The organism is Microbacterium sp. CFSPD4_SD4, assembly GCF_057364585.1.
On record NZ_JBNFOC010000002.1, the window covers coordinates 76,573 to 92,017 of the forward strand.

General features: G+C 66.7%; 17 protein-coding genes. 8 read left to right on the forward strand and 9 right to left on the reverse strand.

Annotated features, from left to right (window positions below; all coding sequences use genetic code 11):
- Window position 1: 1 nt before the first annotated feature.
- The 3 genes from AC2W7E_RS04325 to AC2W7E_RS04335 all read right to left on the reverse strand — a co-directional run bounded on the left by AC2W7E_RS04325 (window position 2) and on the right by AC2W7E_RS04335 (window position 2,269).
- Window positions 2–316 carry a hypothetical protein gene (locus AC2W7E_RS04325; RefSeq protein WP_485988619.1) on the reverse strand — a complete coding sequence of 105 codons (315 nt, stop codon included), beginning with the start codon at window positions 314–316 and terminating at the stop codon, window positions 2–4.
- Between the two features lie 86 nt (window positions 317–402).
- The gene (locus AC2W7E_RS04330) at window positions 403–1,023 is read right to left on the reverse strand and encodes a hypothetical protein (RefSeq protein WP_485988620.1); all 621 of its coding nucleotides are present in this window, start codon (window positions 1,021–1,023) and stop codon (window positions 403–405) included.
- Window positions 1,024–1,090: 67 nt separating this feature from the next.
- Window positions 1,091–2,269 (reverse strand): tyrosine-type recombinase/integrase, encoded by a 1,179-nt coding sequence (locus tag AC2W7E_RS04335; RefSeq protein ID WP_485988621.1) that lies wholly within the window; start codon window positions 2,267–2,269, stop codon window positions 1,091–1,093.
- A gap of 206 nt (window positions 2,270–2,475) precedes the next feature.
- Between AC2W7E_RS04335 and AC2W7E_RS04340 the strand changes: the two genes are divergently transcribed.
- The 6 genes from AC2W7E_RS04340 to AC2W7E_RS04365 all read left to right on the forward strand — a co-directional run bounded on the left by AC2W7E_RS04340 (window position 2,476) and on the right by AC2W7E_RS04365 (window position 6,518).
- Complete coding sequence (locus AC2W7E_RS04340) at window positions 2,476–2,679, forward strand: helix-turn-helix domain-containing protein (RefSeq protein ID WP_147038323.1); 204 nt, start codon at window positions 2,476–2,478, stop codon at window positions 2,677–2,679.
- 2 nt (window positions 2,680–2,681) lie between these two features.
- Window positions 2,682–3,113 (forward strand): hypothetical protein, encoded by a 432-nt coding sequence (locus AC2W7E_RS04345; RefSeq protein WP_485988622.1) that lies wholly within the window; start codon window positions 2,682–2,684, stop codon window positions 3,111–3,113.
- A gap of 7 nt (window positions 3,114–3,120) precedes the next feature.
- On the forward strand, window positions 3,121–3,939 hold the full coding sequence (locus tag AC2W7E_RS04350; protein ID WP_485988623.1) for a hypothetical protein: 819 nt from the start codon (window positions 3,121–3,123) through the stop codon (window positions 3,937–3,939).
- Between the two features lie 146 nt (window positions 3,940–4,085).
- A complete protein-coding gene (locus tag AC2W7E_RS04355) occupies window positions 4,086–4,328 on the forward strand; it encodes a hypothetical protein (protein WP_147038321.1) in 243 nt (80 codons plus the stop codon).
- Window positions 4,325–5,041, forward strand: a complete 717-nt coding sequence (locus AC2W7E_RS04360; protein ID WP_485988624.1) for a hypothetical protein — start codon at window positions 4,325–4,327, stop codon at window positions 5,039–5,041. Before AC2W7E_RS04355 ends, AC2W7E_RS04360 begins: the two co-directional genes overlap by 4 nt.
- Before the next feature lie 664 nt (window positions 5,042–5,705).
- Window positions 5,706–6,518: an aquaporin gene (locus tag AC2W7E_RS04365; protein WP_315105312.1), complete on the forward strand. Its 813-nt coding sequence runs from the start codon at window positions 5,706–5,708 to the stop codon at window positions 6,516–6,518.
- A 1,221-nt stretch (window positions 6,519–7,739) separates the two neighbouring features.
- On the opposite strand, the gene AC2W7E_RS04370 is transcribed toward AC2W7E_RS04365, so the two are convergent.
- Window positions 7,740–8,576, reverse strand: coding sequence for an alpha/beta fold hydrolase (locus AC2W7E_RS04370; RefSeq protein ID WP_058630798.1), 837 nt, complete (start codon window positions 8,574–8,576; stop codon window positions 7,740–7,742).
- A 309-nt stretch (window positions 8,577–8,885) separates the two neighbouring features.
- Here AC2W7E_RS04370 and AC2W7E_RS04375 point away from each other — a divergent pair, with 309 nt between their 5' ends.
- Both AC2W7E_RS04375 and AC2W7E_RS04380 read left to right on the forward strand, forming a co-directional pair.
- Complete coding sequence (locus AC2W7E_RS04375; protein WP_193752158.1) at window positions 8,886–9,695, forward strand: helix-turn-helix domain-containing protein; 810 nt, start codon at window positions 8,886–8,888, stop codon at window positions 9,693–9,695.
- Window positions 9,696–9,716: 21 nt separating this feature from the next.
- Window positions 9,717–10,088 carry a DUF488 domain-containing protein gene (locus AC2W7E_RS04380; RefSeq protein WP_058630796.1) on the forward strand — a complete coding sequence of 124 codons (372 nt, stop codon included), beginning with the start codon at window positions 9,717–9,719 and terminating at the stop codon, window positions 10,086–10,088.
- Here AC2W7E_RS04380 and AC2W7E_RS04385 read toward each other — a convergent pair.
- From AC2W7E_RS04385 to AC2W7E_RS04405, 5 genes are all read right to left on the reverse strand, one after another.
- Entirely contained in the window at window positions 10,083–11,213 is a 1,131-nt protein-coding gene (locus AC2W7E_RS04385) for an FAD binding domain-containing protein (RefSeq protein WP_485988625.1), read from the reverse strand. The two genes, AC2W7E_RS04380 and AC2W7E_RS04385, sit on opposite strands and share 6 nt — an antisense overlap.
- 103 nt (window positions 11,214–11,316) lie before the next feature.
- The gene (locus AC2W7E_RS04390; protein WP_193752157.1) at window positions 11,317–12,564 is read right to left on the reverse strand and encodes an MFS transporter; all 1,248 of its coding nucleotides are present in this window, start codon (window positions 12,562–12,564) and stop codon (window positions 11,317–11,319) included.
- 19 nt (window positions 12,565–12,583) lie between these two features.
- On the reverse strand, window positions 12,584–13,300 hold the full coding sequence (locus tag AC2W7E_RS04395; protein ID WP_058630793.1) for an alpha/beta fold hydrolase: 717 nt from the start codon (window positions 13,298–13,300) through the stop codon (window positions 12,584–12,586).
- 84 nt (window positions 13,301–13,384) lie between these two features.
- Window positions 13,385–14,221 (reverse strand): alpha/beta fold hydrolase, encoded by an 837-nt coding sequence (locus AC2W7E_RS04400; protein ID WP_315105325.1) that lies wholly within the window; start codon window positions 14,219–14,221, stop codon window positions 13,385–13,387.
- 35 nt (window positions 14,222–14,256) lie between these two features.
- Complete coding sequence (locus AC2W7E_RS04405; RefSeq protein ID WP_485988626.1) at window positions 14,257–15,423, reverse strand: helix-turn-helix domain-containing protein; 1,167 nt, start codon at window positions 15,421–15,423, stop codon at window positions 14,257–14,259.
- Window positions 15,424–15,445 lie beyond the last annotated feature (22 nt).

Consider the following 15,445-nt stretch of genomic DNA (forward strand, 5'->3'; position numbering starts at 1 on the left):
CCTACTCGGGATCTTCGGTCATGGAGAGTTCGTGTCGCTCGCGAACCGGCAACGCGAAGATCGCCTCCAGCCACGCAGTCGGAACAGCCTCGGTGCCTGGATCCTCGAAGAGATAATCAGCAGGATCCAGAGCAGCGGGATCCGTCAGATTCTCGGCGAGCCATCCCATGACCAGATCATTCACCGCTCGGCTGATCATCGCCGAAGACACGCCGAGCGGGTCGGCCGGACGCAGAACGTAACCGTAACTTGCCCCCCGCGGGAGCGTGAGCACCTCCGACAACAGAGATCCCGGAAACGAAGACACGTCAGTCACCCATCGAGGCACGCGCACTTCTTCGATAAAGCCGTCATGTGTATTCGAGGTCGACTTGCTCTTGGATTCCGAAGCCAGATGGATTGTCAATTGCCCACCACACTGTTCTGTCGATCCATCGCCTCACCGATCGCTTGGACATGACGAAGAGAGTTAGGAATCTCGGCCATGGCAGAGGTGATCTGGTCCGGGCTGGAGATGTCGAAATGAAAATTGCAATCGAGAAGAGCACCGTCCGTCGCGCTCGTGTTCAACGCAACTCGGGCTTTGGACTCCGCCCCGACCTTGAAGGAAAAGCCCAGATCAACTTCAGAAGAAGGGGCCCCGCCAATAACCTCCTCCAGATTCGTCATGTTCACGAACCGACCGACGAGGGCACGCTTTGCCTTCTGGTCACCCGGAAGCGCCCATTGAGCGTTGTGGCCAACCGCGGTGACCGTCCGCTTTCCGACATACTCCAGGAAGGTTGTGACCATCTCCGCGAGGCCCTCCGCCTGCAACTCAAGGTCATCTGGCGACTTAATCCGCACCTCGAACCGGTCAGGCAGCACCTGCATCAGAACGAGGTTGTTCTCCGCCTGGATCGCCACGGGAAGCCTCAACGTCTCGTTGAGAGCGCGGTGGCGGTAGCGGAAGTCTGAAGTCTTGATGCTCTGGAGCGGAAAATTCTCCCCCACCAAGACGACAGAAAAGTTGATGAGCGCCATCGGCTCTCCTCCGATTCCCGTTATCTCCTAGTGTGTCACACTGTCACCCCCGGGTGATCCTTCGACCTTACGAGAGCGCTGTGAGGTTGTGGACTCGCCAAGCCGGTGCCGACATGGCGTCCATCCGTTCAGCCAAAAGCGTCCCGCGCTCCTCCGCGGCGTGCTGGTAGATGAGCGCGGCGCGTGCTGTGCGGTGTCCGGCGCGGGCCATGAGTTCCCGCGTGGTGCCACCGGCCTGGGCGGCCGCGGTGAGGCTAGCGTGCCGGAGGTCGTGCACATGGAACTGCCCCAGGCCGACGCCCCTGGCTGCCTTCCGCCAGGCGTGCCCGAGGGCGTTGCTGGTGATGGCCTGGCCATCCCGGCGGGGGAACAGCGGCGACTTGGGAAACCCGGTCGTGCTGGCCAGGTAGGCCTCAACCTCCGCGGCGATGCTGGGCGGGAGCACCACAGTGCGCGCCTCCCCCGTCTTCGTGGGCGTGATGGTGCTCTCCCCGCGGACGTAGATGCGCTGGCGCTCCACCCGGAGGGCCCCGTTCGCGTAGTCGCCCCGCTGGAGCGCTTCCAACTCCCCCACGCGGAGATGCGCGCCGTAGGTCACCCGGATGGGCAGGTGCCACTTCTCCGGCATGGCCCCGACGATGGTAGCCAGGTGCTCCGGCGAGAGGTATGGGCGCTCCGGATCGTTGACCTGCCCGGCCCCCTCGATCTGGCAGGGATTCTCGCTGATGAGCCGGTCCTTGACGGCGGCGTTGAGGATGGTGCGGAGGAGGCTGTACGCCTGGCGGAGGCGGGCCTCTCCGGTGGCCCCGGGCCGGTTCTTGACGGCCTTCTGGAGCGCCTTCCGGGTGCGGGTGTACCAGGCGCGCACGTCCGCCGGGGTGATGGCAGAGAGGGCGCGGGCCTGGAGCGGTTCCAGCGGCCCGGCGAGCAGGTCCTCGTAGAGCGCCTGGGTCTTGGCGGCGAGCCGTCCGCGGGTGCCGCCGTTGGCGATCCACTCCGAGGCGTAGGGGCCGAAGGGTTGGAGCCCGGCGCGGTGGTCCCGGTACGTGCCACGCATCCGATCCGCGCGCACGGTGGCCAGGTGGTCCTCCGCGGCGTGCTTCGTCTCGAATGTGCCGGGGGCCGTGATGCGCACTCCGGCGGCGTCGTGGTAGCGGGCTTGCCAGCGCCCGGAGGGCAGTTGCCGGACGGTGCCGAAGGACGCTCGCGTGGGCTTCCTGGTCCGCTTCTGCACCGGTGCCATCATGTCCCCTTTCGCGGGGGTGTCATCATGGAACCCCCTGATCAGAGGGTCATTCTGCCCTCCGCATACATGCTACGCTAGCCGGACAAGCACGGGCCACCGCGGACCCGGAACACAGCGAACAGGCCCCGCCCCAGCCTTGGGAACGGGCCCCACGGGAGAAGGACTCCCCTCGTCAATCCACACGGATTCACACCGAGGAGGTCCCCATGAATCCCACCGCTGAACTGGCCGCACAGCGCGCCACCGCTCCGGCGACCTACAGCCTGGACGAGACGGCCGCCATCGTCGGCCTACCGCGCTCCACCACCTACGACGCCATCCGGCGCGGCGACCTGCCGAGCATCCGCATCGGCCGCCGCCTCCGCGTGCCCGCCGCGCAACTGTGGCGGCTCCTCGACGGCGAGGCCTGACCATGGCGCTCCACAGGGACGAGCACATTGAAGCCGCGACCTATGCGGGGGTGCACCGGGCGCTGAGGCGTCTCCGCGGCTCCGCGGTCGGCAAGCCGTGCGCCGCTCCGGGGTGCCGACGCCGCGCTGACGGCTGGGGCCTCGTCGGCCATCCGACGCACTTCGGCCCGCACCCAGACCACGGTCGCATGGTGCGCTGGAGCATCCGCATCTTCACCGACTACGCCCCGCTGTGCTCCTCCTGCAACAACCTCCGCGACCACGGCGGCTCCTGGTCGCTGTGCCCGGCCGGCACGCCCGGATCGCGTGGGGCCGGAGCGGCGGGAAGTGTCGCGGATGCCGCCGGGACGCTGACCGCCGCAGATGGGCCACAAGGCGTGCTGGAGCAACCACGGGACCCGCACAGGCTGGAGAGGCCGCTGACGGGCTGGTGAGCGCGCTGTGAGCCGCGCTGATGGATTCGCCCGCATCCCGGACTGGGTGACTCGCCACGCGCGACCCGCCCTCGGCATGAGCCCCGCGGACCTCGCCGCCTACGTTGTGCTGGTCAGCCGGTCCAACGCACAGGGCCTCACCCGGCCGTCCTATCCGCTCATCGCGTGGGAGGCAGGGATGAGCGAGACGACCGCGGCGGCCGCGGTGAAGCGCCTCGTGGGTTGGGGGCTGGTGGAGGTCGTGGAGCCGGGACGGCAGAACCACGCCACCGTCTACCGCCTGGTGGACCGCCCCGACCTGCCACCCGTGCCAGAGCGCCCTCTGTCGAAGTCCGAGCGCCGGGCCCGCACCCGCCGCTCCCAGACTCCCGCCTCCTGGGAGTCTGACGATGCGGCGAGCGCTCAGGCTCCCAGCACGCGGGCCCAGACTCCCAGCACGCGGGTGTCCGGACTACCGGAATCCGGTAGCGAAGTAGACACAGAAGTAGACACAACTCAAGTAGCAGTGGCCCAGCGTGCGCTGGGCGTCCGCGCGGATCGAACACCGGATGCCGAATACCTCGACGCCCCCACTCCTGCACAGGTGACGCTCCTCCAGGACCTCCACATCCTCAGCGGCCTCGGCATCCCCGAGCCGGACCGGGTGGACGACTGGGCGCACCTGACCTCCCGAGACGCCACCGCCCTCGTCGCCCTCTACCAGCGCGACATGGATCGCGGGGGCGGGTACGCCGGACCGTGGGCCGGGGATGACGACTACGACGCGCTCAGCGCCGAGGGCCAGCGCTGGGCGGACGCCGCCATGGCCCCGCAGGACCTGTTCTGAAGGAGCACCCGATGACCGTTCGACCAAGAGCCGGAACCGGCGCGGCGCGCACACACGGCGCTCAGCGCCCGTCAGCGCCGCGTCAGCGCCTCGGCACGCCCTCCAGCCACCACAGGGCACCCGCGGCCCGCGAGGAGCGCTGAGCCGTGGTCTACGCCCCACCCCGCCGCACCGTGCTGAGCGCCGCCATCGCCAGCAAGCGCTCCGGCACTCGCGCCTACCAGGCCGCGCTCGACGCCCTTCCGCCGCACCACGCCGCCGCGGTGCGCGAGTACGTCGCCGCCCTGCATGCGGAGGCCGCCGCCCGCCGCGCTGAAACCACCCGCCTCCAGGCGGCGCTTGACGCCCGCACCCGCGGGAACCACCACCGAGAAGGAGAACGATCATGACCCGCACCGACCTCACCACCACCGCCGTGCGCGCCCGCCAGGGCCTCGCCGCCGCCTGGAGCCACGAGGACCCGCACCTGACCCTCGACGGCCTCCGCGCCTACCGGAGCGCGGAAGTCGCCCGCATCCGCGCCACCCTGCACGCCGCCATGCCCGCGGAGCCCACGATGCCGGACCGCGGCCCCGTGCTGGACACCCTCCGCCCGAGCACCGCCGACGACCACGCCACCCTCGGCCGGGAACGGGAGAAGGTCCGCGCCCTCGTCTACGCCGGACAGGACCCGTCTCAGGGCTTCGAGCGGGAGCCGGGTATGCGCCTTCAGGACGTGATCGCGGCCGCGGACCGCACCCGCCTGGCGGCCATCCTGGACGACCTGGAGGTCATGCCGCACCTGCTGGTGCACGAGGACCGGGACCGGCTCCTCGCCGCCTATGAGGGCCTGATCTGGGACCGCCTCACCCAGGTGGACCCGGCGGCCCTCGCGGTCGCTGAGGAGGAGCGTGCGGCCGCTGAGCCCGCCGCATGGCGTGCCGTCCTCGGGGACCTGGAGGAGCACGGCGAGGCCACCCAGGAATCGCTGAGTCTCCTGCATCGTGCGGACCCGGATGGCTACCGGCTCCTGATGGACGGGGACCGGGTGCACATCGACGTGCCCGGCTCCGGCAATGGCATCCGCTACATGCTGGAGGACCTGGAGCGCGCCAGCGCGTAGGCGGTTCACCCCTCAGACTGGGGCGGCCGGGTGGTGGAACCGGCCGCCCCTCTGCATGCCCCTGACGAACCAGACGAAACCCCATGTCGTTCCGCTCCAACGAACCAGACGCAACCCCATATCGGAATGCTCCGCCCCCCGTCGTTGTCCACACCCGGGGCTCGTGCTGGAGGGGCCTCTGGCGGCGCTCCCGGCGTGCCCAGGGCGTGCCCTCCGCGTGCCCAGACGGGCCCGGACGTGCCCTAACTCACCGGATGGGGCCGGATGGAGCGGGGGCGGGCGACCCGTGATTCCGCGGGGAATCAGGGCACCGGATCAGGCCCGCTACATGCTTCCCAAGCAGACAGCGCGGGTTCGATTCCCGTCAGCCCCTCCACCTGTCACTTCCAAAGCTATTCCGGACATTCTTGAGCTACTTCAGACTGAAGTTTCCGGCTCTCGTCCGGCGTCGCGTCACTCAGCGCGCAATCTGAGGCCACTTTGCGACCCTCGCTCCTGGCGGGGCCCGCACTGAACACTCGTCGAGCCAGCGTTCTACACACTCCTGAGCTCATCTCTCCCACCTCTCAATAGCGTCGAAGTGCTACCGCGAGTGGTTGCACACCACGTTCATCGGCCCGAGAGAATCGTCGGCCGCACCCGCCGAAAAAGGGAACACCTGACCATGTCGAGCCCCAAGCCCGCTCTTCGCCGCCGCCTGCACCCGCACCCGCTCGGAAAGCCACCCGTCGCTCCGCTTCTGTCAGCCGTCGCCGCGGAGGCTGCGGGCACGTTCGTCCTCGTGTTCGGAGTCATCGGAGCGGCGACCTTCTCCGCATCCTTTTCGAAGTCGGATGTCGCGGTGAACATCGGATTCCTCGGCGTCGCCTTCGCGCTCGGGCTCAGCGTGCTCGTCGGCGCCATCGCCTGGGGCCCCGTGTCGGGCGGCCACTTCAACCCTGCCGTCACGCTCGGATTGGCGACCGCCGGATTCTTCTCGTGGCGCCGCGTCCCGGCGTACATCGCGTCGCAGATCGTGGGTGGGCTACTCGCGTCCACCGCACTTGTTCTCGTCGCGGCCGGCACGGGCTCCGGTTTCCTCGCGGACGCTCGGAAGACCGGCTTCGCATCAACGGGGTGGGGGCCGCTCTCGCCGAGCGGTGCATCATGGCAGGCCGCGTTCCTGATTGAGACGGTGACCACAGCTGTGCTCATGGCCGTCGTCCTCGCTGTCTCCGCCCGGCGTACCGACAAGACGCTCGCGCCGCTGGCCATCGGCTTTACGTTGACGGTCGTGGCGCTCGTTGCGATCCCGATCTCGAACGGCTCCTTCAACCCGGCCCGCTCGATAGCGACCGCTATCTACGGGGGCCCTGTCGCGCTCGAGCAGTTGTGGCTCTCGCTCGTCGCCCCAACCCTCGGCGCGGCGCTGGTCGGCCTCGTCGTGACAGCGGTCCGCCACCTCGCGCCGCGAGCGAGGAGAAGCTCCTACATCTGAGTGCGGCGCGTGTTCCATCCCGGAGATCCGGGACGGCGTGACGCTTATGCGGCCGCGTCGACGACCTTCGTCGCGCGGCATGTTCTCATGGCGCGGAGGACGGCAGGTGTTGCCTGCTGGACGGCCTTCAGAGCGCTGGTCGCGATCTGGAGCCGGCGCTGCACGGCCGCGACGGCAGCTATCTTCGGGCCGATCTCTATGCCGCGTTCGATCCCAACGGCAACGCCGCGGTTGGAGCCGAGACGGTAAACAGGACCTCCCATGAGTGCTCCCCAGATCGAGTGGTGCTGTCGAGCGTAGTGAGACCCGGGAGCGCCAGACCGTGAGGCGGCTTGGACCTCAGGCAGAATCGTCAGCCTGCCGGCGTATTCTCGATCACCGACGGCGGCGGCACCGGCCCACGAGCGGCGCGGACGCCAGCCCTATACGCGCGCATCTCCCGTCGCGCGAATCGCTGATGGACGAACCATTCCCGAATGGTTCGCCCTAGTCGGCGACGGCGAACATCGTCGACAAACATCAGCCATCCCACCCGAACCGACTGTGCCCGCTGCGTGACCTTGTTGTCGGACGGGTCCGAGACGAGCAACCATCGTTGCACCTGCACGTCCGGGCTGGAGCGCGGCTCCGCCAGCTCGTCAACATGGTCTTCCAACACCTCGACGATGACGTTGCGGCGTTGCTCCGGGTATGCCCATTCCCTCGTGACGCGTTGCGCGCGAGCGAGGGTGAATTCTTACTCCGTGCGCGCAATCGGTTCCATGCCCGGTCGGCAGTGCGGGTAGCAACTGCTCCGTGGTGTGACCCAGCTTCCGGAGGAACGCCTCGACCTCGCCCCGCTGACGTTGCGCGCGAGGAGACGTCACGCGGTCACTCCACAATCGCACCGCGTCACCGTACTGACGGGCGAAGTCCGACCGCGCCGGCCCGTCTTCGCGGCCGGCGAGCGACAACGCCGACACGGCGATGGCGAACTCGTCTCCGACAGACCGGTCGAGCTGGAAGTCACGATTGGAGCGAGCCTCGCGGCTGGCGTCGCGTGCGATGACCAATCCGACCAGAGCAAGGATCACCGACAGCAGAGACGCGATGACCTGGATCCAGGTCGCGAAGGCGTTGTCCCCAGACGAACAGTATCGTCAGGACGCCGCATTCTTCCTTCCAAGAATGCAGAAGAGGTGCACCCGGATCCCGGGTGCACCTCTTCTACTGCGCCGCTTCTTACTTCTGGATGAAGGCGAGGAGGTCAGGGTTGATGACGTCGGCGTGCGTGGTCAGCATGCCGTGCGGGTAGCCGGCGTACAGCTTCAGCTCAGAGTTCTGGAGGAGCTCGTGCTGCAGGAGCGCGGCGGCCTTGTAGGGAACGACCTGGTCGTCGTCGCCCTGCATGACGAGAACGGGGACCGTGATGGCCTTGAGGTCTTCGGTCTGGTCGGTCTCGGAGAAGGCCTTGATGCCCTCGTAGTGAGCGAGCGCGCTGCCCGTCATGCCCTGACGCCACCAGTTCGCGACGACCGGCTCGGACACCTCGACACCGTCGCGGTTGAAGCCGTAGAACGGACCCGACGCCACGGCCTGGAAGAACTCGGCACGGTTGGCGGCGAGAGCGGAACGGAAACCGTCGAGGACCTCGATGGGCGTGCCCTCGGGGTTGCTGTCGGACTTCAGCATGATGGGCGGAACCGAGGAGACGAGCACGGCCTTGGCGACACGACCCTGGGGCTGACCGTACTTGGCGACGTAGCGAGCGACCTGGCCGCCGCCGGTGGAGTGGCCGATGTGGATGGCGTTCTTCAGGTCGAGGTGCTCGACGACGGCGTTCACGTCGCTGGCGTAGTGGTCCATGTCGTGGCCGGTGCTGATCTGCGACGAACGTCCGTGGCCGCGGCGGTCGCTGGCGACGACGCGGTAGCCCTTCGAGAGGAAGTAGAGCATCTGTGCGTCCCAGTCGTCGGACGACAGCGGCCAGCCGTGGTGGAACACGATGGGCTGGGCGTTCTTGTCGCCCCAGTCCTTGAAGTAGATCTCTGCGCCGTCTTCGGTGGTGATGTATCCCATGATGAGTCCTTTGTCATGTCGTCGAACGAGCAAGCCCGCGCGACTGGTGGGTAGTTTGCGCCTCGACGATGTGGCGACTGCATTCACGGTAACTTTCGGGCGTCCGCGACGCCTCCGACAATTGCCGACTCCCGTTGCTACGTCTATCCGAACCCGAGAGGTGGCACGCCGAGCACGACATTTCTTGAGGGGATACGGAGCGTCCGGACAGGTGATGTGGGCGTGCCCTCGTCTTTCGTACGGTGAAGCGTCCGTACTCCTTGCACCACGACGTGCAGGGAGGGAAATTGGTTGCATTCAGGGAGATCGGTGAGCGGTAACAAGAGTGTTCTGGGGAACTTTCTGCGTGCGCGGCGCGCGCACGTCCGGCCGGTGGACGTCGGCCTTCATCCGGCTGACGGCAGACGAGTCTCCGGACTGAAGCGGGAAGAAGTGGCGATGCTCGCCGACATCAGCGTGGAGTACTACATCCGGCTCGAGCAGGGACGGGGAGCAGATCCCTCCACCAAGGTCGTTCGCGCTCTCGCCCGCGCGCTGAATCTGGACGATGTGTGCGTCGAGTATGTCAATCGCCTCACCGGGAGGGTCGATGAGCAGCGGCGGATGATCCCGCCCGAGAAGACCTACATCATGCGTGAACTTCTCGACACGTGGGCACATATCCCGGCGTACATCACCGACGGGAACCTCGACATCGTCGCTGTCAATGAACTCATGCACTCCTTGAGTGCCGGGGCCATCAGCCCCGGGGCCAACGCTGTTGTCGTCCACTTCGCTCCCGAGAACAAGCGCCAGATCGTGAACTGGGAGGAACTGGCGGCGCGGGGTGTCGCGACCCTCCGCTTCCTCGGAGACCGCTCCTCCGCGCGGTACGACGAGATCGTTCGTGAGCTGTCAGCGGATCAGGACTTCATGAAGCTGTGGGAGCTGCACCAGGTTGCTCGCCCGTCGGACTTCGACTCTCACCTGCGCTTGGATGAAATCGGTGAGATCCAGATGCGGGTCCATAACTTCGAAGTGCCCTCTTTGCCGTTCCATACGATGACCACCCAGTCCCCGAAACCAGGCTTCGAGGTGCTCACCACTAACTCAGGCGCCCGCGAGACAGCCTTCGCCTGAGCCCCGCACGAAAGGCCACTCATGCCGAACATCCTCATCAAGCACGCATATGACGCAGCTTCCACAGGCGACGGCTACCGGATCCTCGTGGACCGCCTGTGGCCGCGGGGCGTGTCGAAGGAACGTGCCGCTCTCGACGAGTGGCTGAAAGACATCGCGCCGTCCCCCGATCTGCGGACGTGGTGGAACCATGACCCCGAACGCATGGCGGAGTTCGCCACTCGGTACGACGCGGAACTGGAGGAGAACACCATGGCCGTTGAGCACCTGCTCGACGTCGTCCACGCGCACGACACAGTCACCCTGATCTACGCAGCCCACGATCCTGCGGTCAACCATGCCGTCGTCCTCCAGCGCTTCATCCAGGAGCGCTTGACCGCCGCTAGGTCATAGGGGCATTTGTTCGCCAAGCCTCATTCCGTACCGCGCAATGTCCCTGGCCACCGGGAGCCGCTGCTCGCCGTACGAGACGAGTGCAGCGTCGATGGGCGATGAGTGAAGCGCACGGGTGAGAGCAAGCGCGTCGCCGGCGGCTTTGGCCGCGCCCATCGCGGTGTGCGGACGCACCACCGCTGCCGCGTCCCCGAGAAGCACTGCGCGATCTCGGGTGAGCCGGGGAGCAACGTAGTCGAGCACGCCCTGGAGGAAGGGCCGAGGCTCCATAGCGACCACTTCGGCGAACTGCGGTGGCAGGCGATGGCGGGCAGTCTCAGCGAGGTTCGTCGTGACGTTGAGCGGTGTCTGCCCCGGGGCGAGGGAGGTCGATGTGGACGGGCGACCGGAGGCAGTCATCAACGCCGATAGGTCAACGGAGCTCAGCGAGCGGTACCAGACCCAGTTGTATCGGCGACTGCCTGGCTGGGTCTGACCGTCCGGCCCAGGAACGAGATACCCGAGAGCGTGCTCCCCCGGCCCCGTGTAGAAGGTCATCCGCCGGAACAGTGTGTCGGCGGCGCCGGCGGGGACGAGGTCCTCGGGGATGAGGCCGCGCCAGATGGCATACCCGACGTACGCCGGTTCACCGCCGTCGGGCGCGATGAAGCGACGCACGTGCGAGTGCGCTCCATCTGCTCCGACGAGCAGGTCAGCCTCATGTCGTTCAGCGCCCGCGGCGAAAGAGATGACGTCTGCGCCTGCCTGGACGTCCGTCACCGGACTATCCAGGACGTACCGAGAGTCGGGGATCACTCCGCGAAGACCGTCGTACAGCCGGCCCCAGGACAACTGCGTCTGCTCGGCTCGTTCTCGGTAGCGAATCGTTCCGCGCAGGTCGAGAGTGATCCGCTCAACGGACGTCACACCCGACACCGCAGTTGGCGGGACGCCCGCAACGTCGAGTGCCGTGAAGATCTCGTCTTGCGCGACGAGTCCGGCACCTCGCGTGCGGAGACCGTGGACTGACTTCTCGTACACCGTGACATCGTGCCCAAGCCGATGCAGTATGGCGGCTGCGAACAGTCCGCCGATGGAACCGCCGGCCACAGCGATGCGGTGCGCAGATACGGAGAAGTCGCTCATGTGGCCACCGTATGCGTGGCGATGCGAGAACCCGTGCGACAACTGACGGACGAGCCTTCGACCATGAGTCAACAGCGCGCACGAGTTGCCGGGGAGACCGACGCTAGGACGGTTGGTCGGCGAGCGGGAGGAAAGCCTGCAGCGCCGTCAGGAGAAGGACGACCGCGCCGGCGCCGACGAGGACCGCGTCCGTACCGACGGCGACAGCCAACGCGCCGCTCACCGCCGACCCCACAGCAGTGCCCCCGTAGAGGACCAGCTGGTAGATCGACAGGCCCCGCGTGCGCACACGCTCCGGCAACGACGCCTGCACGACAGCGCTCACCGTAGCGATGACGCCGATCCATGCCGCTCCGGCCGCGACGAGCGCGAGAAAGATGACCCAGAGGTCGCGGATGAACAACAGCGCGCACAGTGCGAGACCGAAGAGGGTCGTCGACGCCGACAGCACTCGGTTCGTTCCCCACCGGGCACGCCACGGCCCCGCAAGGACTGCGCCAACGATGGTGCCCACGCCCAAGACGCCCAGAAGCAGTCCGTAGCCGTCAGCGCCGAGACCGAGCGTGCGCTTCGCGAACACAGGCAGCAGCGCCCAGAGAGCATTGGCCGGCACGAGGAAGATCGCCAAGCGGATGCAGAGGGAGCGCACCAGCGACGAGCGGAAGACGAAGCGAACGCCCTCGCGCATCGCGTGCAGGAAAGGCTCAGCCGGTGTCTGCGGGGCTCGATAGTTGCGCCAAGCGATGAGCGCGCCCAAGTAGATGACGAACGAGGCGGCGTTCACGATGAACACTGCGGTGATCCCGAACTGCGCGATGGCGAGCCCGGCGACTGCCGGACCTGCCGCGCGCGCGACGTTCACACTGATGGACGACAGTGATGCCGCGTCCGCCACCTGCTCGCGCGGCACGATGTCCGAGATGACTGACTGTGCTGCTGGCATCTGCACGGCGGACGCAGCACCGAGCACGCACGTAAGGGTGAGGAGTGTGCTCGCTGGGAGATCGTCCCCAGCCGACATCGCTACCAATGCCAGTGACGCCCCCAATTGCACGACCTGCGTGACGAGCATCACCGTGCGACGATTCAGGAACTCGCCAAGCACTCCCGATGGCAGCGCCAGTAGCAACACGGGCGCTGCTGAGGCCGTTTGCACGAGGGCGACGACAACAGGTGAGCTGTCGTCGGCAACGAGTTGCCATTGGGCGCCGACAGTCTGCATCCAGATGCCGATATTGCTGACGAACCCGGCGACCCACAGCACTCGGAATGCCGGAACCCTCAGCGGCGCCAATGGCCCATCGCGCCCCGAACGCGAGGACACACGCGTCCGGGGCGCGGCGACGGTCACGTCAGCACCGAAGCCAAAGTCAGGGAACCGCGTTGGCCGCGTCGATGATGAAGCTTGCGACGTCACCAGGATGGGTGTGCATGATGAGGTGCGGACCTGGTAGCTCGATTACCTCGAGTGCTGAGGCTCGTTCGAGGCCGAAACGCACAACGTCCGGGTTGACGATGTGGTCGGCGGTAGCAACGATGCCCCACGTCGGACGTGAGCGCCAGGCTGCGTGCGTGGCCCTCTCGTCGAGCACCGCGGCGTCCAGCGGCCGTTGGGTGACGGCGAAGACGGCAGCTTCATCGGCCGGGATGCCGAGGGCAGCGAGGAAGGGGAACTCGTCGATGGCGACGGACACCTCGCGCCGGGTCGCGCCGTCTGCAGTGGCGTAGGGCCGGTAGTCGAAGAAGTTTGCGGCGTCCGATGCCGGGAAGCGCTGACGCAGGTCGGCTGCGCTCTCATCCACATCGAGGATGAAACCGGCCACGAATACCAGCCCGCGGACGTTCTCGGCAGTCCCCGCGACGGAGGCGACGGTCGCGCCGTAGGAGTGGCCGACCAGCAGGACAGGACCATAGATGTTCTCTACAAACGACCGCACATACGCCGCATCCGCCGCGAGACTCCGGTTCGAGATGGCGGGAACACGCACCTCGATGCCCGCCCCCATTATCCGCATCGCCACCGGCGACCAGCTCGCTCCATCAGAGAACGCACCGTGCACCATCACGACGGTCGGCTTCTCGCGCATACTTCACTCCCTCAGTCCCCGAGATCTCCGGGTTCCATCCCACGCTAGGAGCGGGGACCGTGCCCCCGCTCCTACGCGTTGTCGTTACTTGACTGGACGGGTGTCGGAAACCCCGTTCGCGTCAAGGAAGACGCGGACGACATCGTTGAACGCCTCCGGGTTTTCCAGGAATGGGAAGTGGGAGCTTGCTACATCCCGCGGGAAGATGTGCACGAGCGCTCCAGGTATACGCGATGCGACGTAACGCTGCGATTCCGGGGAGACATGGCTGCCATCACAACCCAGCACGAGGGTGGGCTTGGCGATGGTCGGAAGCATTTCCCGCCAGTCCTGCGCGCCGTGGTCGAACAGGAGTGGCGCGGCAACTCGACGCGGCGTCTGAGCGACCTCCGAGGACACGAACGCCCAGAGGTCGTCGTTGACGGGCCCGGTGAACATGCTCCGCACGAAAGCACGCACCGCCGCTTCGCCACCAGCATCATCAGCGATGGCATTGGCGAGCGCGCCGAGCCCGTCCGGCGGCAGGATGCAGCCCGCGGACTGCTGCTCTTGTGGGCTCATCCACAGTTGCGCGACGACCGCGGCTGGTTGGTCCACCATCACGATGCTGCGTACTCTGCTGTCTCCGAAGAGTTCGAGGTAGGACCAGATGACGGAGACGCCCATCGACCAGCCGAGGAGGTCGACGGTCTGGATGTCGAGTTCGTCGAGGATGTCTCGGAGGTCGGCCGCGAGACGGGCGATACGGTGTCCACGCCAGGGCTTCTCTGACCTTCCATGTCCGCGCGCGTCATAGGTAATGACGCGGCGCTCGGTGAGTCCCTCACGCTGGTGCCGGAACATCTCCTGCGATTGTGACCACCCGTGGAGCATCAGGAGCGGGACGCCGTTCCCACCTGTGTCGTACAGCTCCAGGGTCACACCGTCGCTGGTCTGAACTTGCCGGCTTCGTGCCCTCATTGGATGTGACCTGCGTTCTCCCAGTACGACGCAAGTTTCAAGCCCAGGTGTAGTGCGCTGCGTTTCATTCCGTCATCCATTGCGTCTTTCACCACTTGTGGCATGTTTTCCAATCGGTAGTAGAGCGTCGTGCGGTGGATGTGCAGTTCCTCGCACACGACTTTGATCTGGTGGGCGTGGTCGAGGAGAGTCTCGATGGTCTGCCGGCGCAGCGGGTCCGCGTCATGGATCAGGGTGTACGCGGCTGGCGAGTACCACTGCAGCCGGTTCGGATCTGAGACGACATCAGCAATGAGCAGCCAGGGACCGACGTCCTCGGCGCGCAGGCTCTTGCCCAGATCAGGCAGGAGCTCAGCGACCGCCGCCGTCGCGACCGCCCGCTCAGCGACGGGCCGCACGTCGATGTCCGTCTCGGTCAGGTGAGCGGACCCGATTGCTCGCAAGAGCACGCCGGCGCGCGCGGCCTCGGCCGCGACGAGGTCGTCTGTTCGCGCATTATCGTTCGCACGCTCCAGGAACAGCAGGGCAGCTCCGATCTCGCCCATGAACATGAGTGTGGTCTTGGCCACGCTCTCCAGGGCCCGTCCGAGCGACGCGCGCTGCACGACGGATGTGTCATGCCCGACGGACACGGCACGAACGACGGTTGCCGAGCTGCGCGATACCCCGTAAGTGCGGACAGCGGTGCTCAGCGCGTCCCGTCTGGCGACCGGATCCTGAGCGAGAAGTCCACGGATGACCATTTCGCGTGTGGATCGCGCGGGTGTCGCGTCCTGCTCCGCGGCGAGATAGTCGCGCGCGATGTCCACTGCCGCGTCCACGGCGCGAAACTGTGCGGATGTCAGCGGCGGGAGCCCGCCCGTGATGAGCCACATGACTCCGAGCAGCGCGTCATCGGAGCGAATCGGCACGGCCAGACGTTCGCGTGCACCGAATTGGTCGAGATTCACGGTCTGCGGCCGCTTGGCGGAGGACAGATGAATGCTCTCCAGATACGCGCGCTCGCGCGGAGGCGTTGCACGTCCGAGAAGTCCGCGAGCACGAAGCTCATCGATCTCCTCCCCTTGCGCGCTGGAGACCATAGGGCGGTATTGCGCGTCGTTGATGACCACGGATCGACCGAGGTCTTCCGCGAGGTCATCCACGAGTGTTTGCAGGTTCATGCACGTCTCCCTACGACGTCGC